This window comes from Rhizobium sp. BK512 (genome assembly GCF_014194915.1).
Taxonomy (GTDB): domain Bacteria; phylum Pseudomonadota; class Alphaproteobacteria; order Rhizobiales; family Rhizobiaceae; genus Rhizobium.
On sequence record NZ_JACIAS010000005.1, the window covers coordinates 324,952 to 347,436 of the forward strand.

The following is a 22,485-nucleotide window of genomic DNA, read 5'->3' on the forward strand; positions in this document are numbered from 1 at the left end:
CCGATCTCCACCGAAGCCGGGACCGTGGGACAAAACCCGCGGTCCTCCTGACGTTTCAGCGCGAGGCCATCACCATGTCCAGTCCGACCTCCGGCAATATCCTGCCCGGTCTCAGGTTCCGGCAGCGTTTTCCGCTGCTTGCCCTTGTTCTCGAGCGCTTCGTGCTCAGCATCATCCTGCTCTTTGCCGTCTCAATCCTGATTTTCGGCGGCCTGGAAGCTCTCCCCGGCGATTTCGCCACGACTTATCTCGGCCAGTCGGCAACGCCGCAGGCGGTTGCCAATATCCGCAAGGATCTCGGCCTCGACCGGCCGGTGACGACGCGATACGTGGAGTGGCTCGGTAATGCCGTGCAAGGCGATTTCGGCACATCCTGGGCCAGCAAGAACTCCGTCAGCGAGCAGATCGGCAAGCGGCTCGGCAATTCGCTGTTTCTGGCGGGCTTTGCCGCACTGATCTCCGTGCCGCTTGCCGTCGGGCTCGGCATGGTTTCGGTGCATTTTCGGGGCCGCCTACCCGACAAGATCATCAACATCATTTCGCTGGCTGCGATTTCGTTGCCGGAGTTCTTCATCGGCTACCTGCTGATCATGTTTTTCGCGGTGAAGTTCGGCGTCGCCACCTTTCCCGCAACTGTCTATGAGAGCATGGGCTTTGCCGACCGCCTGAAGGCGATCGCCCTGCCGACGGCGACCCTCGTACTCGTCGTGCTGGCCCACATGATGCGTATGACGCGTGCTGCAATCCTCTCGGTCATGTCGTCGGCCTATATGGAGACGGCAGAGCTGAAGGGCCTTTCGGCGTTTCGCTCGATCGTCAAGCATGCCGCGCCGAACGCGCTTGCGCCGATCATCAACGTCGTGGCGTTGAATCTTGCCTATCTGGTGGTGGGAGTGGTCGTCGTCGAGGTGGTCTTCGTCTATCCCGGCATGGGCCAGTACATGGTCGATGCCGTGACGGTGCGCGACATGCCGGTGGTGCAGGCCTGCGGCCTGATCTTTGCCGCCGTCTATATCTTCCTCAACATGCTGGCCGACATTCTCGCCATTATTGCCAACCCCCGGCTGAGGCATCCAAGATGAGATTGAGAGACATCCCCATCACCGCCTGGATCGGCATGATCGGCATCGCCGTCGCCTTCATCTTCGCGTTCTTTGCGCCTCTGATCGCGCCATACGGCGAGACCCAGGTCGTCGGCAGCGTCTGGCAAATGCCGGACGCACAATATGTCTTCGGCCTCGACAATCTCGGCCGCGACATCCTCTCGCGGCTGATCTACGGCGCGCGCACGACGCTTTTCGTGGCGCTTGCAGCGACCGTCATCTCCTTTTCGCTCGGCGTCATCCTGAGCTTTACGGCAGCCGTCTCGCGCGGGCTGATCGACATGGTCTTCTCGCGGTTCAACGACCTGATGATGTCGATCCCGACGCTGATCTTCGCGCTCGTGGTTCTGGCCGTCCTGCCACAGAACATCATCGTGCTGATCCTCGTCATGGCGATCCTCGATTCCACCCGCGTCTATCGTCTCGGCCGCGCCGTGGCACTCGATGTCGCCGTCATGGAATTCGTCGAGGCGGCCAAACTTCGCGGCGAAGGAAAACTCTGGATCATCTTCAGGGAGATCCTGCCGAACACGCTGACCCCGCTGCTTGCCGAATTCGGCCTGCGGTTTGCCTTCTCGATCCTGTTCCTCTCGACATTGTCCTTTCTCGGCCTCGGCATCCAGCCGCCATCGGCTGACTGGGGCGGCATGGTCAAGGACAACAAGGACGGGATCATTTTCGGCATTTCGGCAGCGCTCGTGCCGGGTAGCGCGATCGCCATCCTCGCAGTCTGCGTCAACCTCGTTGTCGACTGGCTTCTAAAACGAACCTCGAGCCTCAAGGGAGGGCGTGGCGATGCCTGATCTTCTTTCCGTCCGCAATCTCAAGATCGAAGCCACCAGCTATCCGCCGGGTGAAGCACCGAAACGCGTGACCATCGTCGACGGCGTTTCCTTTGATTTGCAGAAAGGCCGGGTACTCGGGCTGATCGGTGAATCCGGGGCAGGCAAGTCGACGATCGGATTATCGGCACTTGCCTATGGCCGAGGCGGTGCCGAGATCACCGGCGGAGAGGTGCGGCTCGACGGCGACAATATCCTTGCCCTTGGCAAGAATGGCATCAGACAGATCCGCGGCGCCCGCGTCTGCTACGTCGCACAGTCGGCCGCGGCAGCCTTCAATCCCGCCCACCGACTCGGCGACCAGGTGATCGAGGCTTCCGTCAAACACGGGCTCATGAACAAACAGGAGGCGAAGAACAGAGCGCTCTACCTGTTTCAGGTGCTTGGCCTTCCCCATCCCGAAAGTTTCGGCGAGCGTTTCCCGCACCAGGTCTCGGGCGGCCAGCTGCAGCGCGCCATGACGGCCATGGCGCTTTGCTCAAACCCCGAACTGATCGTCTTCGACGAACCGACGACTGCACTTGACGTCACCACCCAGATCGACGTGCTCGCTGCAATCAAGCATGCGATCGAAGCTACCCATACGGCGGCCCTTTACATCACTCATGATCTCGCCGTCGTCGCACAGATCTCCGACGACATCATGGTGCTGCGCCATGGAAAGACCGTGGAATACGGCAGTGTACGGCAGATCATCGAAGAGCCACGGGAGGATTATACTCGCGCGCTCGTCAACGTCCGGCAGACGCTCAGGGACGAAGCTGTCGACCAGTCCGATGCTCTGCTGAAGATCGAAAACGTCAGCGCAGAATATTCCAATGGTTTCAAGGTCCTGAGCGATGTCAGTCTGCATGTGCCGAAGGGGCAGACATTGGCGATTGTCGGTGAATCGGGCTCGGGAAAATCGACGCTCGCCCGCGTCGTCACCGGGCTCTTGTCACCCAGCGCCGGGTCGATTTCTTTTGCCGGTAAACCATTGACGCCCGAGGTCCGACACAGGCCACGCGACGATCTCCGCCGCATCCAGCTCATCTACCAGATGGCCGACACGGCGATGAACCCGCGTCAGACCGTGCGCGACATCATCGGCCGGCCGCTGACCTTCTATTACGGCCTCAGGGGAGTCTCAAAGACCGACCGCGTGAAGGAATTGCTCGACCAGATCGAGATGGGCAACGGCTTTCTGAACCGCTACCCGGCAGAGCTCTCGGGGGGCCAGAAGCAGCGTGTGGCGATTGCGCGAGCGCTCGCCGCAAAACCGGAACTCATCCTCTGCGACGAGCCGACCTCGGCTCTCGACCCTCTAGTGGCTGAAGGCATCCTGAAGCTGCTGCTGCGCCTACAGGAAGAGGAAAAGCTCTCCTACATCTTCATCACCCATGACATCGCCATCGTCAGGGCCATTGCCGACAGCGTCGCGGTCATGCATCGCGGCAGGCTCGTGCGCTTCGGCCCGAAATCGAAGGCGCTCTCACCGCCTTTCGACGACTATACCGACCTGCTCCTGAAATCCGTCCCGGAGATGGAGATCGGCTGGCTGGAAAAGGTGCTGACCACTCGGCGGATGGAAAGCGCCGGCAACTGAACATCAAGGCGGGCGGCCGCTCTTGGCCGGCTTAGTGATTGCTTCCAGGGAAAACCATGAGCCAACGCTCCTTCACGACGATCGAAAACCAGTGGATCACGCTCAGCGACGGAACGCGACTTGCCGCGCGGATCTGGATGCCTGATGGTACGGATGCAGATCCGGTGCCGGCCGTCTTCGAATTCCTGCCCTATCGCAAGCGCGATGGAACGAGCCTGCGTGATGAATCGACCTATCCGGTCCTTGCCGCCGCCGGCATCGCGGGCGTGCGTGTCGATATCCGCGGCTCGGGCGAATCCGACGGGGTTATCGACGGCGAATATACCGAACTCGAGCTTGCCAATGCCTGCGAACTGATCGCCTGGATCGCCGATCAGCACTGGTGCAATGGCTCGGTCGGCATGATGGGCATTTCCTGGGGCGGGTTTAACAGCCTGCAGGTCGCGGCCCTTCGCCCTCCGGCATTGAAGGCCGTCATCTCGATTGCCTCGACCGTCGACCGTTACAATGACGACATCCATTACAAGAACGGCTGTCATCTTTCGGCCCAGCTCTCGTGGGCCGCGACGATGCTCGGCTATCAGTCTCGCCCGCCCGATCCCGCTATCGCCGGCGATCGCTGGAAGGATATGTGGCTTGAACGGCTGGAAAACGAACCGCTCTTCATGGAGGAATGGCTTGTCCACCAGCGACGCGACGCCTTCTGGAAACATGGTTCGATCTGCGAGGATTTTTCACGCGTCGAGATCCCTGCTTTGGTGATTGCTGGCTGGGCCGACGGCTATCGCAACACGCCGCTGAAGGCGATCGCCGGGCTTGGCACAGAGGCTAAGGCGCTGATCGGCCCCTGGGTTCACAAATATCCGCATTTCGCCTTTCCAAAGCCGCGCGCCGATTTCCATGGCGAAGCGATCGCCTGGTGGAACCGCTGGCTGCGTGGCGAAGAGAATGGTGCGGAAAATACGCCCCAGCTTCGCGCCTATATTCTCGACGCCGTGCGCCCGGCCCCGCGCCGCGATGCCGATCCCGGTTTTTGGGTCGCCATGGACGCATGGCGCGAACCGGCAATGCAGTTTTTCCATGTCGGATCGTCCAGCCGGCTCGAGGAAGGAGCGGCCGAGCCCCAGACATCAGCGCAAGAGGTCTATGTGCGCTCGCCCCTCGATACCGGCACGGCATCGGGGGAATATTTCACGCTGAAACCGGATGCTGAAATGGCCATCGACCAGCGCGGGGACGATGCCGGTTCGCTCATATTCGAGACCCCGCCACTTGTCGAAGATCACGAATATCTCGGCCAGCCTATTGTTACTCTGGCGCTACGCTGCGAGGCAGAGACCGCAAATCTCTGCGCGCGGCTCGTCGACGTGCATGAGGACGGCACGGCCACACGCGTTTCCTTCGGCGTTCTCAATCTTGCTCATCGTGATGGCAATGCCGATCCCAAACCCATGAAGGGCGGAGAGTGGACGACGGTGCGCCTGCTGCTCGATGCCTGCGGCTATCGCTTCCGCACCGGCCATCGCATTCGCCTTTCGCTTTCGACGGCCTATTGGCCGATGATCCTGCCGCCGCCGACGGATGCCGGCCTCGTCATCGATACGGCCTCGATCGAACTTGCGCTGCCGATACTTGCCGATCACCGCCTCGTCGCCGTGAAGGAGCCGGATAATCCCGATCCGCTGCCGAAATATATCGAGCATGCGCCGGCTGAGACCAGAAGGCAGGTCATCAGGCAGCTTTCCGCCGATCGAACCGAATACTGTATTTACGAGGATACCGGGCTTTTCGAGCATCCCGACACCGGGCTCAGCACCCGTCAGGTACGCGATGAAATATGGTCGATTAGGCCGGGCGATCCACTCTCGATGACGGGGCGGTCCACCTGGACCTGCGACATGCAGCGTCCCGGCTGGTCCGTGACGACGGTTGCGACCGCATCGATCGCCTGCACGGCAACGCACTGGATCATCACCGCCACGGTCATTGCCCATGACGGCGGGATAAAAATCTTCGAGAAGGATTTTGCCGAGACGGCAATCGCCCGCGATCTGATGTAGCCGTTAGCGCGAAGCGAAGAGCCGCACCGCCTCGCATACCGCCTTGAAGCCTGCCCGGGCACCCTCGCTCATGTGGCGCGCGCGCAGCCACGCATGCACCATCTGCGGTTCCTCCCGGAACCAGACTTCGACGCCGGCCTCCGCAAGCCGGGCAGCGTAGGCTCGACCGTCGTCTCGCAACGGATCGAACCGCGCAACCGTGATGAAGGCCGGTGCAAGCCCTTCGACCGATACCGCGTGAAGCGGCGCGGCGACAGGATGGCGCAGCGGCGCCTGCAGAACGCAGCGATAGTAGGCGACATCGGCGGTGGTCAGGCCCGGTGCATTTGCCATTTCAACATAGGAGCCCTTCTGCAGGTCGCCGCCCAGCGCCGGATAGACGAGAACCTGACCGGCGATACCGGGCAGGGCCTCCCCCAGCGCCCTGATGGCGAGCCCTGCCGCCAGGTTGGCACCGGCACTATCGCCGATGATGACGACCTTGCTACCGGTGGACGACAGCAGATGCTTCAGGACGAGGAAGCAATCCTCGCTCTGCGTCGGCCAGCGGTACTCGGGCGCCAGCCGGTAGTCGACGGAAACAAGTTCGGCGCCGGCGAAATCGGCGATTTCAGCGCAGATCGAGTGATGGCTTTCGAGCGAGCCGACAACGAAACCTCCGCCGTGAAGATAGAGGAGAACGGTTGATGTGGTTATTGTCCGCGGCCGATACCGGCGGATCGGTATCCGCAGCACCATGCCATCCGCATAGACCATCCCCTGCGGCAGAGCGTGGTCAAACCGCGCACAGAGTGCGTCATACCATTGACGTTGCTGCTCGATCGATGCCTCGACCGCGTCCGGTGGATAAAAGCCGTCGCAGACATCGAGGAATTCCAGAATGCTCTCTTCGGTGGGCATCGGTCGGTCGATCGACATGAAGATCCTTCCGCGTGCTCGCAAGATGCTGTCAGGCGGCAGCCAGCTAGCCGATGTTGCATCATGCACGCGCTCGGCCACGACGCCTGTCTTGCTGCGACCCCCGGTGTCGCCGGCAAGTGCGCCCCCTGTAAAAGAGGCAGGCGCGAGCGCCCGGAACACCGGATGTCGGCAAGGCGATAGTGTGCAATCATCAAGTTGGTTATCGTGAAATGACAACTGCGACCCACGCCGCCGAGAGGACCACTCATGCGACGACCAGTGCCGCTTCTGAAGAGTATAACGGACCTGATCGGCGCTCGCCGATCGAGACCGGTACCCGCCGGCGACAGCCGGTTCCGTCAGGCGAACTGGTGGCTGACGCATCCGTAGACCCCTTCCCCCGAAAAGCCCCTGAATGTGAGCAGCGTCGATATACAATGGCCCGTCCCAATATTCTCATCATCATGGTCGACCAACTGAACGGCACGCTGTTTCCGGACGGGCCGGCCGATTTCCTGCATGCGCCGCATCTCAAGGCACTGGCGGCCCGTTCGGTCCGTTTTGCCAACAGCTACACGGCAAGCCCCCTCTGCGCGCCGGCGCGCGCCTCCTTCATGTCGGGCCAGTTGCCGAGCCGAACGCGCGTCTACGACAATGCAGCCGAATTTGCCTCCGACATTCCGACCTATGCGCACCATCTCCGGGCCGCCGGCTATCACACCAGCCTGTCGGGCAAGATGCATTTCGTCGGGCCCGACCAGTTGCACGGCTTCGAGGAGCGCCTGACGACGGATATCTATCCGGCAGATTTCGGCTGGACGCCCGATTACCGCAAGCCTGGCGAGCGGATCGACTGGTGGTATCATAATCTTGGATCCGTCACCGGCGCGGGCATCGCTGAGATCACCAACCAGCTCGAATACGACGACGAAGTCGCCTACAATGCCACTCGAAAGCTCTACGATCTCTCGCGCCGTCAAGACGAGCGTCCCTGGTGCCTGACCGTCAGCTTCACCCATCCGCACGATCCCTATGTCGCGAGGCGCAAATTCTGGGATCTCTACGAGGACTGCCCGGCACTTGACCCGATGGTCCCGCCACTGCCCTTTGACGAGATGGACGCGCATTCGAAGCGCCTGCTCGAGGCCTGTGACTACAAGGCCTTCGATATCACTGCCGAACAGATTCGCAGGGCAAGGCGCGGCTACTTTGCGAATATCTCCTATGTCGACGAGAAGATCGGAGAGATCCTCGACGTGCTGGAGCGCACACGGATGCAGGACGATACTGTCATCCTGTTTGTCTCCGACCACGGCGACATGTTGGGGGAGCGCGGCCTATGGTTCAAGATGTGCTTCTTCGACGGTTCCGCACGCGTGCCGCTGATGATATCGGCACCGGATTGGCAGCCCGCCCTAGTCGATCAGCCGGTATCCACTCTCGATGTCACGCCGACGCTTGCCGGCCTCGCCGGCCTCGATATTTCGGCAATCGCCAATTGGACGGATGGCGAGGACCTGGCACAGCTGGTGAACGGCACGAAAACCCGCAGTCCGGTTTTGATGGAATATGCGGCCGAAGGATCGATCGCGCCGCTGGTGGGCATTCGCTCCGGGCGCTTCAAGCTGACGGTCTGCGAGAAGGATCCGCTGCTGCTGTTTGACCTTCAGGCCGATCCTCGCGAGCTCATCAATCTGGCCGGAGATCCGGCCCATGCGAATACGCTTGCCACGCTTCTCGATCAGGCAAAGCTTCGCTGGAACCTTGCAGCGTTTGACGCGGCAGTTCGAGAAAGCCAGGCACGGCGCTGGGTCGTCTATCCGGCATTGCGCGAGGGAGCCTACTACCCTTGGGACTATCAACCTCTGCAGAAAGCCGCCGAGCGCTACATGCGCAATCATATGGATCTGAATGTGCTCGAGGAGAACCAGCGGTTTCCCCGGGGCGAATAATCTTCGGGCATCACTGAGCACGACAAATATCCGAAGGCACGACTCACGAGCGCAGCGATCTTCGCGACGGGCCGGCCCCGACAGCACTTACGATCATCAATTCCGAGCCATAGGCTTCAAAGCGCGGCTTCCAGAATTTCGATTGTCGACAGCAGCAGCATGCGTGCCCCGGAGACAACGTGATCCGGTGCGGTATATTCGGCTTCATTATGGCTGAGGCCATCGCGACAAGGCACGAAGATCATTGCGGCGGGTGCGACCCGGTTGACGAACAATGCGTCATGGAAGGCACCTGACAGCATTTTCCTGGTTGCCAGCCCGCCTTTTATCGCGGCCCGGTCCAATGCTTCCAGCACCGTTTGAGGAAAGTTGGCCGGAGGCATATCGAAGGCTTGCCTGATCGCGACCTGACAATGTTCCGCCCCCGCGCGGTCGCTGAAGACTTGCTCGATGGTCGCGCTCAAACGATCGATCTCCGATGAATCCGGATGACGGATGTCGATGGTGCATCGCGCCGTCTGCGGGATGGCATTGATGGCACCGGGGTCTACGGCGATACGTCCGACGGTAAATCGGGCACGCTCGTCCTGAGGCATGATACTGGCGTAAAGCCCGTTGAGGGCCGCGATCATCGCGCGAAGCGGATCCCGACGATAGTTGAGCGCAGTGGTCCCGGCATGGGCGGTCTGGCCCGACACCGTCACTTCCAGCCACCGCGTCCCCTGGATGCCGGTGACGATACCAATGGGGATGTGCTCTTTCTCGAGAGACGGCCCCTGCTCTATGTGCAGTTCGAGATATGCGTAAGCAGGAAAGCCGAGATCGCGGATCGCGGCCTTCGGAAGACTGGCAATGGTTGCGTTCAGCTCGTCGCCAAACCGTGCACCGTCGGTTGCGACCAGATCGGACCAGGCAAGCGGAATCTCGCCTGCCGAGAATGCCGAGGATCCCATGCAGCCCGGTGCGAAGCGACATCCCTCCTCGTTCGTCCAGGCAACCACTTCGATCGGCCTTTGAGTTTTAATGTCCGCATCCTCAAGACTTTCCAGGACCTCGAAGGCCGACAGTGTCCCGAGCGCACCATCAAAGCGCCCTCCGGACGGCTGGCTGTCGAGGTGGCTGCCGATCAGGAGCGGCGGCGCCTCCCCGTCCCTGCCCGGCCGGCGGACGAAAAGATTGGCGGCGCGATCCTGGAATACGCCGAAACCGCGCGCCTCTGCCAACTCTGCCAGCAGCAACCGGGCTTTTCGGTCCAACTCCGTCAGGGCCTGACGATTGACACCGCCGCCCGCGGTCGCGCCGATCCCGGCAAACCGGTCCAGTCGTTCCAGCAGGCGTTCTCCATTGATCTCGGGATTGCCGGTCATTGCGCAGGCTCTCAGGAATAGGCTGCTTCGTGGAAATCGATCTCAAGGCGTTGAGCACGGCCGAAAATGGCGCTCAATCGTTTGCGTTCGGCAGGATCCATCGTCTCACCGGCCTCGTCCAGCACCGCCTTCAACCAGCGCGCCTGCGCTTCGAACTCCGGTTCGGCATGAAGCTTGACCCATGCCTTGAGAAGCGGATCGCTGATATCAGTCCGGTCGGCCTCGGTCGACCAGGTCCAGTACATCCATTCGGCCGCAAACATCGCGGCAATCGTGTCGAGAAAGCCGCCGTCACGGGCAATTGCCAGCATTCCCTCGCGGAACGCAGCAACATCAGCCCGGCCGGTATCATAGCGGGCGGGATCGATGGCGCGGGCTGCGAAGGTCTTCTCAAAATAGCCGATCTGCTGGTTTGCAAGCGCATCCAGGACGCCGATCAGCCAACGTTTCTCTTCGATGGTCCCGGCCTTTGCCGTGGCATAGGAGAAGATCGCAATCGCCGTTTCAACGAAGGCACCCTCGAAGACGAGATATCGTTCGAAGGCCTCCTTCGGGAGGCGGTCAGCCTTGATGTCTTCGACGAAGCGGTGGTGCACCATGGCTTCGAAGACGTCACGGTTCTCGTCGAGCATCTGTTCGGAGAGAGATACCATGATCGTCACGACTCCAGACCGGGTTTTGCGGCTTCGACGAAGGCTGCGACACGAGCCGGTTCGACAGGGTTCCACCAGACGCCGCCCTCCTTCAGCGACGAGGCGACGATGACGCCGTTGGTGCGCTTGAGGATCTCGACGATATTATCCTTGGTCACGCCCGAGCCGACGAGCAATGGAAGATGGGTCGCAGCACCGATTTCCTCTATCTCCTCCATTGTCGCGCTGTTGCCCGTTCGCTGGCCGGTGGCGATCACCACATCGGCATCGAAGAACGCCAGGTCACGGGTCAGTTCGTCGATCGTCCGGTCGGCGGTGATGGCGTGTGCGCCATGCTTGACATGGCTGTCGGCAAACACCTTGATATGTTCCGCACGCAGGGCCGAGCGATAGCGCATGGCCTCGGCTGCACGGCCTTCCATGAAGCCTTCATTGGCAACATAGGCGTTGGCCCATTGGTTGACACGGATGAAGCGCGCCCCACCGGCTGCCGCGATCGCGAAAGCGGGGATCGGCGCATTGGCAAGCACATTGATGCCGAGCGGTACCCCGACGGCACGAGAGATGCGGTCCGTTACAACCGACATGAAGGCTGCGGTCTCGTGGCCAATATCCTCCGGCTTGGAAAACGGGATGTCGCCATGATTTTCGACGATCAATCCGTGTATGCCGCCTTTGACAAGCGCCTCCGCATCGCGCATGCAGGCGTCATAGATCACATCCATTGCCACGCTGCGGTAACGTGGAGCCCCCGGGAAAGGCGGGCAATGGATCATGCCAATCAGCGCCTTGTCAGTGCCGAATATTTCCCGTATGGCGCTTGTGGCCTTATCCGATATCTGCTGCATTTTTCTTTCCCTTCTGAAAGCCAGCCATGCGTGCCTATGTCATCGGTAACGTCGCCGTCGACGAAACCATTTCCGTAATGTCCATGCCCGAAGCCGGTGCCTCGATCCTCGGTCGGGAGGAAACCCGCGACCTCGGTGGCAAGGGTGCCAATCAGGCCGTCGTGATGGGCCGCACAGGCCTTCCCACGACGCTTGTCACGGCCGTCGGCGAGGATTTTCGCGCCCAGACGATCCGCGACCAGCTCGCTGGTGAAGCGCTGGACGCCCGATTGCTGGGCAGTCCTCATCGCTCCAGCGATTTCTCCATCATCTTCACGACGCCCGACGGCGAAAACGCCATCGTCACGACGACGGACTCGGCCGAAGCCTTGACCCTGTCCGAGGCGCTTACCCCGCTCGACGATGCAGCGGTCGGCGACCTCGTCGTGCTCCAGGGCAACCTCAGCGAAAACGTGACCCGCGGCATTCTGGCTGAAGCCAGACGCCGCGGCCTGACGACCGCCTTCAATCCCTCGCCGCTCAGGCCATATTTCGCCGAGCTATGGCCGTTCATCGACATCGCCTTCCTCAACAGGGGCGAGGCCGAAAGTCTGACCGGATCGTTCGGCGAGGCCGCGATCCAGCGCCTCGCCGAAGCCGGCGTGACGCAGACCGTGCTGACCCTCGGCGGCGACGGGGCAATCCTTGCCAGCGGAAATCAGGTACTGGCAACCGTTCCTGCCCGTGTCACAGAGGTCGTCGATACGACCGGCGCCGGCGACACTTTCATGGCGGTCGCCCTTGCCTCTGCGGCCCTCCGATCGACCAGGCTCGATGCGAAGGCGATCCATCACGCAACTGCGGCTGCGGCCATTACCGTCAGCCGCCGCGGGACGCGTTCGGCCTTCCCAACCAGGTTAGAACTCGCCGGCATTCTCGCCGGCGAATGAGGCTATTCTGACTCCGTCAGCCAGCCGAGAATATTCTTCCAAAGACGCCCGTAGCCCTCCCATTCGCAGAAGGCCGGCGAGAGCCAATGCGGACCGATATCCGAGGTCCAGGCGGCAGTTCGGCCTTTGCCGAAGCGGCCTGTGACCAGCAATGGATGGCCACCTTCCGCCTCCGGTAGCCGGGCAATGACTTCGACATCGGCTCGCTCGCGCACCTCGACTTCGTTAACGCCGAGCAGCAATGGCCATTCGCCTGACAGACCGGCGACGGTCTCGTGACCGGGCTTGACGAGGACAGGCGTTGTCCCCTCCGGAATCTCCACCCGGTCGTCATAGGGCAGGCACGTGACCGGCAGGACATCCTCGACCGGCGTGCGACGCCAGCGCGCCTTGCCGTCTATGCCCTGGAACGAGAAATAACCGCCGACCATCAGCAGCCCGCCGCCCTTTTCGACCCAGGCCTTGAGCAGTTTCAGCCGGTTCGGAACAGTCTTGGAATGCAGCCAGACCGCCGGGGGAAGCAGCAGGGAGTTGGCGCCGATATCGGAGAGAATGATCGCGTCAAAAGCGTCGAGCCCTGCCATGTCGAAGGGGAATTTTTCGACTGCTTCATGGGCCGGCATATAGGTGAGCTCGAATGCACTATCCTTGAGTGCCGCAACGAGCGGCTCGGCGCCGAGGTGAAACGTGACGCTCCCGAACTGGTCGAAACCCTTATAATGCGTGGCGGAACTGACCCAGCTTTCGCCGACGAGAAGAACCTTCTTTGTCATGATGTTTCCATTTCTTTTTATGTGGCGGTCAGGCGCTGGCCTGAAAAACCGACCTTGGATTGGCGCGCATGAAGATGTCGAGCATCGCATCATCGAGACCGTGACGCTTCAGGCGAGGCAGAAAGTGGCGCAGGATATAGGCGTAGCCGTTGCCCCCATAATGCTTGAGCATCATCTTCAGGAAGACGTCGTGGGAGAGCAGGAGGCGATCCGCATATCCCATCTCGACGAGTTTGACGAGCGCGCGCGCCGCCTCCTCGTCACTCGGGCATTGCACCTGCTGATCGGCGTAAAAGAAATCCATGCCGATCATGTCATATTCGAGAAACGCGCCGCGGGCGGCCAATTCCGACTGATAGGTGAGATCGTCATGTGACGGGTTCATGTGGCAGAGCACGGTGTGTCTCAGATCCGCGCCTTCGGAACCGACGATATCAAGGACCTTATGGCCCAGCCGAAACCAGCCGGGAAGATGGACCATCAACGGCAGACCGGTGCGTAGCTGTGCCTGCGCCGCACCCCGCAGCGATTTTTCCTCGGCAGCGGTGAAATCAGCGGATACGCCGATTTCGCCGATCAGGCCGATCTTCACATCGGTACCATCCGCCCCGACCGTCGCTTCGAAGACAATTTCGTCGGCGATCTCTGAGACGGACATGCCGGCAACCTTGGCCGGATGCGAGGAGCCTAGATAGAAGCCGGCACCCATGACGATGTTCAGCCCTGTCGCTTCAGAAATCCGCCGCAAGGCGAGAGGATCGCGACCAATGCCCTGACACGTGGGCTCGACGACCGTACGTCCGCCGAGACTGGCAAAGTCCCCAAGTTCGGTGACGGCAAGGTTCTCGTCGTCGAGCGTGATATTGTGCTTGTTGACGAAGGGGTCCTGCCTCAATTCGCCGAGAATCTCCATGCAGACAAATCCCTCGGCAAGATATTGCCGCTCAGGCGTCTTCGGCGCATGCCACCAGCAGCGGCAATCGTTGAGGATGTGTTCGTGCATCAGCGTGATGCCGATCTCCGCCGCTGGAACCGGCCCGGAGACCGTCATCACATTGCCGGATCGCACCTGACCCGGCGAAAGCTCATTCGCCGCCATCAGCTCTTCCTCCTGCCCGCCAAGCGGAAGTTGGTTGTGAAGATGCGAGTGTTCAGCCAGATGGCGACAAGGATGATCGCGCCGGTGACGATCTGGGTGAAGAAGGGCGAGATATGCATCAGGATCAGCCCGTTGCCGATGACGGCAATGGTCATCGTCCCAAGGACCGTGCCGATCATCGTGCCGCGCCCGCCCATCAGCGAGGTACCGCCGAGCACGACCGCCGCGATAACCTGCAGTTCGAAGCCGACAGCGGCATTCGACGAGCCGGAGCCGAGGCGAGCCGCGATCAAAAGACCGGCGAGTGCCGAGGCGGCGCCTGATACGAGGTAGACCGAGGCGACGATCCATTTCGCCGGCATGCCGACGCGGCGTGCGGCTTCCATGTTGGATCCTACCGCCACGATCTGCCGTCCGTACTTGGTGACCGCCATTATGACGTAGCCTGCGATCGCAACCAGGATCGCAATGAGCGCCGGGACAGGAAAGCCCGCCAGTTCGCCACGCCCCAGGTAGAAGAAGCCGGGCTCGTTATTGATCGGAATGGAATAGCCCTGTGTCAGGTAGAGGGCTACGCCACGCAGGATGGAAAGCCCGGCAAGGGTGACGATGAAGGCTGGGATGTTCTGATAGGCGATGAACCAGCCCTGAAGCAGGCCGACAATGCCGCCGAAGGCGAGCATGCCGATCGAGACGATGGGCCAAGGTATGCCTGTCGCCAGTGTAATGGCGGCAACGGCGTTGATCAGGGCCAGCATCGAACCGACCGACAGATCGATCCCGCCGGTGACGATGACGAGGGTCATGGCGATGGCGACGACGAGGATGGGAGCTGCCTGGCGTACGATGTTCAGGATGTTGCCCGTCGTCATGAAGGTCGTCGTCGTCAGCGAAAAGAAGACGAGGCATGCCAGAAAGAAAAAGGCGATCGACAGAACCTGAGCGTTCTCACCCAGAAAGTCGGCCATCGGCGAGCCCTTGGCGCGTTCGGTGTAGACGGTCAATGTCTTTCTCCCCCGACGATGAGCTTGACGAGATCTTCGAGATTGGTCTTGCCGATGTCCCGCTCGGCAACCTTGGTGCCTTCATACATGACGGCGATCCTGTCGCAGACGCGGAACAGATCCTGCAGACGATGGGTGATGAGGACGACGGATACACCCTTTGCCTTGACGCGATTGATCAGTGCAAGCACAGCCTCGACCTCGGCGACCGCCAATGCCGATGTCGGCTCGTCCATGATCAGAACCTTGGGCTGGAAGGAAGCCGCGCGTGCGATCGCAATCGCCTGGCGCTGGCCCCCAGACAGCTTCTCGACCTTGGCGGAGAGACGCGGAATGCGGATTTCCAACGCATCCAGCATCTTGCGCGCTTCGCTCATCATCTTTTGACGATCAAGGAACGGACCCCTGGTGAGTTCGCGTCCAAGAAACAGATTGCCGACGACATCGATATGGTCGCAGAGGCTCAAATCCTGGAAGACCATTTCGATATGGCGGTTGCGAGCATCAGCAGGCCCGGACAGGTGGACCTCTTCGCCATTCAGCGAAATCGTCCCCTCATCCGGCAGATAGGTTCCGGAGATGATTTTGGTAAGCGTTGACTTACCGGCCGCATTGTCACCGACAAGACCAAGGCACTCGCCTGGAAAGAGGTCGAGGTCGACGCCACGCAACGCCTGATGCGAACCGAACGTCTTGCGGATCCCGCGCAGTGAGACAGCAGGTGTCCGGGCGGACGAGCCGGAGGAGTGCGGGGAGGCTTGCGCCTCCCCAGCCCCGGCATAAACAGGCCGATTGTCCGTCATCATTTGGAGACGGCCCGGTATGGCTCGACATTTTCCTTCGTCACGATCGTGATCGGAACGGAAATGCTCTTTTCGACGCTCTGACCTGCTGTCAGCTTGGCAAGAGCTTCGACCGCGGCCTTGCCTTCGCCGGCAGGATCCTGCTGGACGACAGCAACGACGTAGCCGTCGTCGAGACCCGAAATCGCCTGAGCGGTCAGATCCCATCCGAAGACCTTGATACTGTCCTGCTTGCCCTGGCTCTGGACAGCGGCGATGGCGCCGAGCAGGGCCGGTTCGCCAGTTGCGTAGATCGCCGTCATGTCGGGATTGCCGGTAATCAGGTTCTCGGCAGCAGCAAGTGCATTGTCCTGGATGTTCTGGCCGTCGACGACGCCCGAGGTCTCGATGCCCTCGCCCTTGATGGCGTCCTCGAAGCCCTTCTGGCGGACGTTCTGAATATAGGAGTTCAAGGCGCCGACGATGCCGACCTTGGCCTTGCCGCCCATGTTCTTCTTCACGTAGTCGAGGAAGTAGGCGCCCATATCGGCGCCGGCCTTGCCGTTATCGACGCCGATCTGCGATTTCTGCGGTCCATCGGGAAGGATTGCATCAATGGCGACAACGGGAATGCCGGCGTCCGAAGCCTGTTTGACCGCCGGCATGATGCCATTCACGTCAATTGCGACGACGATCAGGCCATCAACCTTCTGCTGGATGTAGTTTTCGATGGCGCTGTTCTGTGCGGCCGCTTCATTGTTGGCGTTGAAGATGACAAGCTTGTCACCGGAGGCATCAGCCGCCTTCTGCGCGCCTTCATTGATCTGGTTGAAGAAAAGGGCCTGCTGATTGATCTGCACCAGCGCATAGGTCTTGCCCGCAGCGTGAGCAAGCGAAGCTCCAAGCGTGGCGCTGGCAAGCGCGGTGAAGGCAAGAGCGGCGCTGAACGCCCGACGTCTGATCTGTTTCATGTTCTCATCCTCTGGTTTCGTTATCGTTGCTTATTATGGGTCGACGGCGGCGCAACGGAGTTCCGCACGACGATTTCGACTGGCACGAGTTCCTCGGTGGCGAGCGATTTGCTCTCCTGCCAGTTTGTTTCAAGAAGAAGGGACAGGGCACGCCGGCCGATGGCGCGCACCGGCTGACGGATCGCCGTTAAAGGCGGCGCAAAAAGGTGTAGCGGACTGACATCGTCAAAGCCGATGATCGACAGGTCTTCAGGGATCGATATTCCCTTCTCTCTGAAGACTTCGATCATGCCGATGGCGATTTCGTCGGAGCTCGCGAAGATTGCGGTCGCTGGCTTGCCTTCTTCAAGGAAGCGGCGTGCCATGTCCCGCCCGCAGGCGACCGTATATTCGCCGCTGTAGCGCCGGATCGAGGCATCACCACCGAAATGCTCCTGCAGGCCCCTATGCAATCCGTTGAAACGGCGCTGCGTGCTGATCATGGCATCGGGACCGCCCACATAGAGCACGCTTCGATGGCCAAACTCCGCCAGATGGCGCCCCGCCAGATGGCCGCCCTGAAAGTTGTCACAGAAGAGCTTAGGGACACTGGCAAGCGGAACGTCTTCGTCGACGACGATCACCTTGCCTGTTCGATTGATGAGAGCCGCGAGATCGCCGTTGTCGGGATGGTTGGTGACGAAAACCAGGCCGTCGACATGATTGTGCTCAAGCAGCCGGAGATAGGTGACCTCACGGCCGGTCCGGTTGAGAGTCGCGTAGAGCGAAACGGCCAGCCCCCGATCGTTTGCCTCCTCTTCGACCGCCGCCACCATGGTCGCGAAGAACGGGTTGGCGATATCGGGCACGACCAGCCCGATCATGTCGGAGCGGCCGCGGCTCAGCCGCCGCGCGTGAGGGTTCGGCTGGTATTTGAGGGAAGCGATAGCGTTTTCGATGCGCTGCTTGGTGAGGGCAGGCAAATCCAGCGAGCCGTTCAGCATGCGCGAGACCGTCGTCACCGACACGCCCGCCGCTTTCGCGACATCCTTCAACCCTGGAGTTCTCGCTTGCGCCATCAGCTTGTAAACCGCTTTAGTAAAACGCTTTACTTACACTCCATGACAAGAGATTGCCTGTCAAGAGCCGTTATCAGCTGCGGAAGATCTGGTTTGGAAGGCTGACTCAATTGCCCACGGGGTACGTCGCTTCGGATACCGCTTCGACCGCCGGTCGAAGGGTTCGTTAAATCAGTTGGTTAGCTCCCGGCAAGAACAAGACCAATGCCTTCCGTCTTGAGGTGGCCGGCCGGAACGAGCTCCGCAAACACGGCGCTCAATCCGGATTATCTCCGCAAACTCACCGGGAACTGCTGGCCGACCGACGAGTTGTGTACCGAAACTCCGAGCGCATCTGCGACGCGAAAGCCAAAAGTCCTGAGTTGCCGTCGCCTGATGCCGGCACATCGTCAAAACTGGAGGAACAGAAAATGGCCAATTACCCGACCCCACCCTTTGATACGCCGCGCCAACCGATGCCGGGCACGACCGACGCGATGTCGCCGGTACCGGACCACGGCGAGCGGACCTATCGAGGATCTGGCCGACTGACCGGCAGGAAAGCGATTATTACCGGCGGCGACAGTGGTATCGGACGAGCCGTTGCGATTGCCTATGCCCGTGAGGGCGCAGATGTTCTCATCGCCTATCTCGACGAGGACGAAGACGCACGCGAAACCCAGAAATGGGTCGAAGAAGCAGGGCGGAAGGCCATTCTCGTCTCCGGGGACCTGCAGCATCCCGAACATTGCCGCCACATCATCGAAACAGCGCGCAGCAAACTTGGCGGTATCGACATCCTCGTCAACAACGCGGCCCATCAGGCAAGCTTCAAGGATATCGGCGAAATCAGCGATGACGAGTGGGAACTGACCTTCAAGGTCAATATCCATGCGATGTTCTACCTGACCAAGGCAGCGGTCCCGCATATGAAAGCGGGCAGCGCGATCATCAATACGGCGTCGATCAATGCCGACAGTCCGAGCCCGCACCTGCTTGCCTATGCGACAACCAAGGGGGCGATCCAGAACTTCACGGCGGGTCTGGCCCAAATGCTTGCGGAAAAGGGCATCCGCGCCAATGCGGTCGCGCCAGGCCCAATCTGGACGCCGCTCATTCCCTCGACGATGCCGGACGAAGCCGTCAGGAATTTCGGCAAACAGGTGCCGATGCAGCGACCTGGGCAGCCCGCCGAGCTTGCAACCACCTATGTGATGCTTGCCGATCCGCTGTCGAGCTATGTTTCGGGAGCAACGATTGCGGTGACAGGCGGCAAACCGATCTTGTGAGCTCGGGCATTGCGGCCTGCACTGTCGGCGGGGGCGTGAATACCATTCTTCGACGCTCGTGCTCGTTCGAAGGTCCACCTCAATATGCACAGACGGCTGAGCGAGCGCCGACCTGGGACCTTCGGTACGATTGGGAACAATGACGCCGCGCAGACATTGGGAATGCGTCCGCGCCCGATAGCACCACCAAGACGCCGGCTATGATCCGTCGGCGCTGCCGCTGCTAGAAAAGGCGGGAATTTCCGAAAGCATCGACGAGGGCGTCCTGAGCTTGCCTGGAGAAGAGGGCATTGCCACGTTCGTCACCGAACTCGGCAAGCTGCGTGTCTGGGGCCGGGAACCCTCCGTCAAGCTTGGCAAGGCTTCACCGCCGACAAAATGAGACAGCCGGGACGCGGCAAAACGGCGTCCCTTAATGCCCCGGCAGCCAGTGTGTCCGGACCTTCGCTAGAAGGTGCGCGTCGTCTCAACCACCCGCACCAGGCGGCGCATCGTTCTCGAAGAACTCCCGGTACTGGATCGTTTCGTCCTCATTGGTATCCAGGCTCGAGCCGGAAGGCCGGCTGAAGCGGACACCGGGTCCGCCCGGGCTTGAATAGTCTCCGTCGAAAAACGAAACACCTGCCGAATGGACGGCGTTGATGATTGCGTCAATTGCCCGCCCTTGCGTCTTCAACTGCCCGGGCACGGCTTCAAGCTCCTGGATCAGAGGCAATGAAACCCGTGCGGCATCGGCAAGGTCCTTCTGCTCCCATCGCAATAGCGCGCGCGCTGCGCGCAGCTGTTCGCTCGTAATCATAGCACCGCGTGCTCCAGGCGAACGTCTGACGGAGGATTGACCGGTCCGAGGACGAATATCGCTTCCATGAAGGTCGCCGTGCCCCGCTTGGCGCTTGTTCCAACCATCGACATATTCCTTTTATCTTTGCAAAGCGCAAAACGGCAAAGATTGGCCAGGGTTCCCCTCGAAAGGAGCAGCGGCGATAAGATCGGCGGTATCGGCTGGTGGAGGGAAGCAGATCGTTGCCGAAACTCGTTTGCCGCAGTCGCGCGAAAAATGAACCTCGCAAAGACCTCGAAGCTGGTCAGCCCTTCGTCGGAATTTCCAGGCGCACGACATTTGCCGATTGGACTACCGAGGTTTTCGCCTTTTCGAGGCTGGCGGCCAGATCCTCGATCTTGAAGGGCTTCGGGACAACCGGACAGCCGACCTCCGTACCGGCCTCAAGCCTGTCGCTGTAGCCGGTCATCAGCACGACGGGTAGAGATGCGTTTCTGCGGCGGATCTCCTCGGCAAGCTCAATGCCCGACATGCCCGGCATCATGATGTCACTGACGATCGCTTCGATTTCAGGATGGCGGCCCAGGATCTCGATTGCCTCAGGTCCACCTGCGGCCAGGAAGATCGACGGCACGATGCCCTCGAGCGCCAGTCGCACGGATTCAAGCGATGTCGGTGTGTCGTCGACGATCATGATCGCATGGGGAAGATTCGCGGGGGGCGCTGGATCCGGACGTGCCGCACGCGGCTCGCTCGATCGTGGTAAAAGCAAGGTAAAGGCGCTGCCGTGACCGGCCAGGCTTGCGACCTTGACCGCACCGCCGCTGCCGGTGGCGAAACTGTGGACCTGCGTCAGGCCAAGGCCTGAGCCACCGTTCTTCTTGGTGGAAAAGAATGGCTCGAACACCCGCGCGAGATTTTCCGGGGCAACGCCTGTCCCGGTGTCGGAAATCGTCAGCGCGACGAACGGGCCTTGCAGCCCGGGATCCTCTGTGGCTGCGTTGAGCACATTGCGGGCGGAAATCGTCACCTTTCCACCTCCCGTCATGGCTTCGCGCGCATTCGTCAGGATGTTGATCAGGGCAATTTCAAGCCCGGCAGGATCGACATGAACCGGCCAGGTATCTTCCGGTATCCTGATCTCCATCACAATCGTGTCGTTGATCGCTTGACGCAACAGTGGAGACAGGTCGGCAAGCCTGACGTCCAGTTCGATCTGGGAGGCACCTTGGTTGGAGCGCCTTGAAAACGACAGCAGCCTTTGCGTGATCGCCTTTCCTCGTGCCACGCCATCGCTCATGTGCATCAGAAGCTGCGTCACGCGCTGTTCGTCGTTTCGCCGTCTCTTGATGCCCTCAACCCCTGACTGGAAGACCATCAGGAGATTGTTGAAATCGTGAGCGGCCTGCCCCGTCAGCTTGCCAAGCGCATCCATCCGCTGCCAGTTGGCCATGCTCTCGCGCTCCCGGTTCCGGGCGCGCGCCTCCCTGTAGAAGAGAAACACGGCCGAGCCGGACAACAGAAGTGTGAAACAGCTCGCCGTCACAAGCAGCATGGTGGCCCTGCGCGCCAGCCTCTCATAATCGGAAACCGGCAGGCCAACCCTTACCCGCCAAGGCGTGTCGGCAAGCGCGACTTCGGCGACACGAAGCTCCAATCCGCTCTTGACGGTGGCTGTCCCGAAGTCATTGCCGGAAAAGCTTGCGAATTCGCTCGCCGGATTGCCGGCAAGCGCGGGATCGCCGGTCGACGCAACCAGACGATCCTGCCCATCGACGATCCAGGCCGACCATGATCCTGGAAGTCCATTGGCATAAAGCAGTTTCGTCACGATCGTCGGACGGATCACCACCGAAAGGACGGCTTTCAGACGATCGCTCCTCTGGATCGGAGCGCGCAAGGCAAAGGCCGCCTGGCCTTTCGGCCCGATGGCGATATTGCCGACCACCGCGACACCCGTGCGAACCAGGGCGTCATGGCTTTCCATGTCCACAACATGCGTATCGGCGGAAGGGTCGAGCGGCGGAAATGACAGAACCACTTCTCCCTTCTCGTTGGAAATCCGGATCTGCTCCCATTCAGGCACCCGATCGCGCAGACGCCGCGCAGTCTCGGCAAAAGCGGCGCGCGGTATGGGGGGATCGAGCCGAGGGGAATCGGCGACGATCGAAAGCAGCTGGATCTGGCTCGCGAGTTCGCGTTGAAGAGTGGCGGCCAACGTCGCTGCCCGGCCGCGAATGTCATCGTCGAGAGCAGCCTGCTGCTCCTTGATGAAGAACCTTCCCATCAGCGCCGCCAGTATGATGACCGGAATGAGCGACGCCGTGATGAGAAGGAGCGCTGGCCGGGTTTTATTCAACGGACACTCCGGGTGTGTTCTTCGAACCCTATCAAATAATCCAGGGCGGGAAACTTGCAATGCCAAGTTGGAATAAGACTGACCTTTCCCCTAGATAAGCGACGACAGCAGAGCCTGTATCTCTACTCGACCTCCGAACGGGTGCGCTTCG

Annotated in this window: 19 protein-coding genes and 1 pseudogene; 8 read left to right on the top strand and 12 right to left on the bottom strand. The window is 60.8% G+C overall.

Features of this window, described 5'->3' with window-relative positions; translation table 11 throughout:
* The first annotated feature begins 74 nt into the window (after positions 1–74).
* From FHX06_RS19500 to FHX06_RS19515, 4 genes are read left to right on the top strand one after another with little or no spacing between them, the layout of a single operon-like run.
* Positions 75–1,082: an ABC transporter permease gene (locus FHX06_RS19500; RefSeq protein ID WP_112972413.1), complete on the top strand. Its 1,008-nt coding sequence runs from the start codon at positions 75–77 to the stop codon at positions 1,080–1,082.
* On the top strand, positions 1,079–1,906 hold the full coding sequence (locus FHX06_RS19505; RefSeq protein WP_113147789.1) for an ABC transporter permease: 828 nt from the start codon (positions 1,079–1,081) through the stop codon (positions 1,904–1,906). Before FHX06_RS19500 ends, FHX06_RS19505 begins: the two co-directional genes overlap by 4 nt.
* Complete coding sequence (locus FHX06_RS19510; RefSeq protein WP_183880518.1) at positions 1,899–3,530, top strand: ABC transporter ATP-binding protein; 1,632 nt, start codon at positions 1,899–1,901, stop codon at positions 3,528–3,530. The genes FHX06_RS19505 and FHX06_RS19510 overlap by 8 nt, the downstream gene beginning before the upstream one ends.
* 56 nt (positions 3,531–3,586) lie before the next feature.
* Positions 3,587–5,590: a CocE/NonD family hydrolase gene (locus tag FHX06_RS19515; protein ID WP_183880520.1), complete on the top strand. Its 2,004-nt coding sequence runs from the start codon at positions 3,587–3,589 to the stop codon at positions 5,588–5,590.
* Between the two features lie 3 nt (positions 5,591–5,593).
* Here the strand turns inward: FHX06_RS19515 and FHX06_RS19520 are convergent, their stop codons facing one another.
* A complete protein-coding gene (locus FHX06_RS19520; protein WP_183880522.1) occupies positions 5,594–6,508 on the bottom strand; it encodes an alpha/beta hydrolase in 915 nt (304 codons plus the stop codon).
* Between the two features lie 419 nt (positions 6,509–6,927).
* On the opposite strand from FHX06_RS19520, the gene betC reads away from it, so the two are divergent.
* Entirely contained in the window at positions 6,928–8,442 is a 1,515-nt protein-coding gene (gene betC, locus FHX06_RS19525) for a choline-sulfatase (protein ID WP_183880524.1), read from the top strand.
* A 116-nt stretch (positions 8,443–8,558) separates the two neighbouring features.
* Here the strand turns inward: betC and FHX06_RS19530 are convergent, their stop codons facing one another.
* From FHX06_RS19530 to FHX06_RS19540, 3 genes are read right to left on the bottom strand one after another with little or no spacing between them, the layout of a single operon-like run.
* The gene (locus tag FHX06_RS19530) at positions 8,559–9,809 is read right to left on the bottom strand and encodes a Zn-dependent hydrolase (RefSeq protein WP_183880526.1); all 1,251 of its coding nucleotides are present in this window, start codon (positions 9,807–9,809) and stop codon (positions 8,559–8,561) included.
* Between the two features lie 11 nt (positions 9,810–9,820).
* Positions 9,821–10,462 (bottom strand): TenA family protein, encoded by a 642-nt coding sequence (locus FHX06_RS19535; RefSeq protein ID WP_113147894.1) that lies wholly within the window; start codon positions 10,460–10,462, stop codon positions 9,821–9,823.
* A gap of 5 nt (positions 10,463–10,467) precedes the next feature.
* Complete coding sequence (locus tag FHX06_RS19540) at positions 10,468–11,310, bottom strand: BtpA/SgcQ family protein (protein ID WP_113147784.1); 843 nt, start codon at positions 11,308–11,310, stop codon at positions 10,468–10,470.
* A gap of 26 nt (positions 11,311–11,336) precedes the next feature.
* On the opposite strand from FHX06_RS19540, the gene FHX06_RS19545 reads away from it, so the two are divergent.
* Positions 11,337–12,239 carry a PfkB family carbohydrate kinase gene (locus tag FHX06_RS19545; protein ID WP_183880529.1) on the top strand — a complete coding sequence of 301 codons (903 nt, stop codon included), beginning with the start codon at positions 11,337–11,339 and terminating at the stop codon, positions 12,237–12,239.
* A 2-nt stretch (positions 12,240–12,241) separates the two neighbouring features.
* Here the strand turns inward: FHX06_RS19545 and FHX06_RS19550 are convergent, their stop codons facing one another.
* The 6 genes from FHX06_RS19550 to FHX06_RS19575 are packed head-to-tail and all read right to left on the bottom strand — an operon-like array spanning position 12,242 to position 17,926.
* Positions 12,242–13,012, bottom strand: coding sequence for a glutamine amidotransferase (locus FHX06_RS19550; RefSeq protein ID WP_183880531.1), 771 nt, complete (start codon positions 13,010–13,012; stop codon positions 12,242–12,244).
* Positions 13,013–13,040: 28 nt separating this feature from the next.
* On the bottom strand, positions 13,041–14,111 hold the full coding sequence (locus tag FHX06_RS19555) for a phosphotriesterase (protein ID WP_183880533.1): 1,071 nt from the start codon (positions 14,109–14,111) through the stop codon (positions 13,041–13,043).
* Positions 14,111–15,115, bottom strand: coding sequence for an ABC transporter permease (locus FHX06_RS19560; protein WP_112542527.1), 1,005 nt, complete (start codon positions 15,113–15,115; stop codon positions 14,111–14,113). Before FHX06_RS19560 ends, FHX06_RS19555 begins: the two co-directional genes overlap by 1 nt.
* Complete coding sequence (locus tag FHX06_RS19565; RefSeq protein WP_113017081.1) at positions 15,112–15,921, bottom strand: ATP-binding cassette domain-containing protein; 810 nt, start codon at positions 15,919–15,921, stop codon at positions 15,112–15,114. The genes FHX06_RS19560 and FHX06_RS19565 overlap by 4 nt, the downstream gene beginning before the upstream one ends.
* The gene (locus FHX06_RS19570) at positions 15,918–16,868 is read right to left on the bottom strand and encodes a substrate-binding domain-containing protein (protein ID WP_183880535.1); all 951 of its coding nucleotides are present in this window, start codon (positions 16,866–16,868) and stop codon (positions 15,918–15,920) included. The genes FHX06_RS19565 and FHX06_RS19570 overlap by 4 nt, the downstream gene beginning before the upstream one ends.
* Positions 16,869–16,888: 20 nt before the next feature.
* Positions 16,889–17,926 (bottom strand): LacI family DNA-binding transcriptional regulator, encoded by a 1,038-nt coding sequence (locus tag FHX06_RS19575; protein ID WP_113116482.1) that lies wholly within the window; start codon positions 17,924–17,926, stop codon positions 16,889–16,891.
* A gap of 410 nt (positions 17,927–18,336) precedes the next feature.
* On the opposite strand from FHX06_RS19575, the gene FHX06_RS19580 reads away from it, so the two are divergent.
* A complete protein-coding gene (locus FHX06_RS19580; RefSeq protein ID WP_112542531.1) occupies positions 18,337–19,194 on the top strand; it encodes an SDR family oxidoreductase in 858 nt (285 codons plus the stop codon).
* A gap of 181 nt (positions 19,195–19,375) precedes the next feature.
* A pseudogene (locus tag FHX06_RS19585) lies at positions 19,376–19,576 on the top strand (hypothetical protein); the annotation flags it as partial.
* Positions 19,577–19,660: 84 nt separating this feature from the next.
* On the opposite strand, the gene FHX06_RS19590 reads toward FHX06_RS19585, so the two are convergent.
* The gene (locus tag FHX06_RS19590) at positions 19,661–19,993 is read right to left on the bottom strand and encodes a hypothetical protein (RefSeq protein WP_183880537.1); all 333 of its coding nucleotides are present in this window, start codon (positions 19,991–19,993) and stop codon (positions 19,661–19,663) included.
* Between the two features lie 286 nt (positions 19,994–20,279).
* On the bottom strand, positions 20,280–22,334 hold the full coding sequence (locus tag FHX06_RS19595) for an ATP-binding protein (protein ID WP_112542533.1): 2,055 nt from the start codon (positions 22,332–22,334) through the stop codon (positions 20,280–20,282).
* Between the last annotated feature and the right edge of the window lie 151 nt (positions 22,335–22,485).

Excerpts from the sequence above, each read along its gene's own strand:
- FHX06_RS19565 (WP_113017081.1), bottom strand. The coding sequence starts at position 15,921 with ATGATGACGGACAATCGGCCTGTTTATGCCGGGGCTGGGGAGGCGCAA.
- FHX06_RS19520 (WP_183880522.1), bottom strand. The coding sequence starts at position 6,508 with ATGTCGATCGACCGACCGATGCCCACCGAAGAGAGCATTCTGGAATTC.
- FHX06_RS19540 (WP_113147784.1), bottom strand. The coding sequence starts at position 11,310 with ATGCAGCAGATATCGGATAAGGCCACAAGCGCCATACGGGAAATATTC.
- FHX06_RS19500 (WP_112972413.1), top strand. The coding sequence starts at position 75 with ATGTCCAGTCCGACCTCCGGCAATATCCTGCCCGGTCTCAGGTTCCGG.
- FHX06_RS19580 (WP_112542531.1), top strand. The coding sequence starts at position 18,337 with ATGGCCAATTACCCGACCCCACCCTTTGATACGCCGCGCCAACCGATG.
- FHX06_RS19590 (WP_183880537.1), bottom strand. The coding sequence starts at position 19,993 with ATGATTACGAGCGAACAGCTGCGCGCAGCGCGCGCGCTATTGCGATGG.
- FHX06_RS19555 (WP_183880533.1), bottom strand. The coding sequence starts at position 14,111 with ATGGCGGCGAATGAGCTTTCGCCGGGTCAGGTGCGATCCGGCAATGTG.
- FHX06_RS19535 (WP_113147894.1), bottom strand. The coding sequence starts at position 10,462 with ATGGTATCTCTCTCCGAACAGATGCTCGACGAGAACCGTGACGTCTTC.
- FHX06_RS19545 (WP_183880529.1), top strand. The coding sequence starts at position 11,337 with ATGCGTGCCTATGTCATCGGTAACGTCGCCGTCGACGAAACCATTTCC.
- FHX06_RS19505 (WP_113147789.1), top strand. The coding sequence starts at position 1,079 with ATGAGATTGAGAGACATCCCCATCACCGCCTGGATCGGCATGATCGGC.
- FHX06_RS19575 (WP_113116482.1), bottom strand. The coding sequence starts at position 17,926 with ATGGCGCAAGCGAGAACTCCAGGGTTGAAGGATGTCGCGAAAGCGGCG.
- FHX06_RS19515 (WP_183880520.1), top strand. The coding sequence starts at position 3,587 with ATGAGCCAACGCTCCTTCACGACGATCGAAAACCAGTGGATCACGCTC.
- betC (WP_183880524.1), top strand. The coding sequence starts at position 6,928 with ATGGCCCGTCCCAATATTCTCATCATCATGGTCGACCAACTGAACGGC.
- FHX06_RS19510 (WP_183880518.1), top strand. The coding sequence starts at position 1,899 with ATGCCTGATCTTCTTTCCGTCCGCAATCTCAAGATCGAAGCCACCAGC.
- FHX06_RS19570 (WP_183880535.1), bottom strand. The coding sequence starts at position 16,868 with ATGAAACAGATCAGACGTCGGGCGTTCAGCGCCGCTCTTGCCTTCACC.
- FHX06_RS19550 (WP_183880531.1), bottom strand. The coding sequence starts at position 13,012 with ATGACAAAGAAGGTTCTTCTCGTCGGCGAAAGCTGGGTCAGTTCCGCC.
- FHX06_RS19530 (WP_183880526.1), bottom strand. The coding sequence starts at position 9,809 with ATGACCGGCAATCCCGAGATCAATGGAGAACGCCTGCTGGAACGACTG.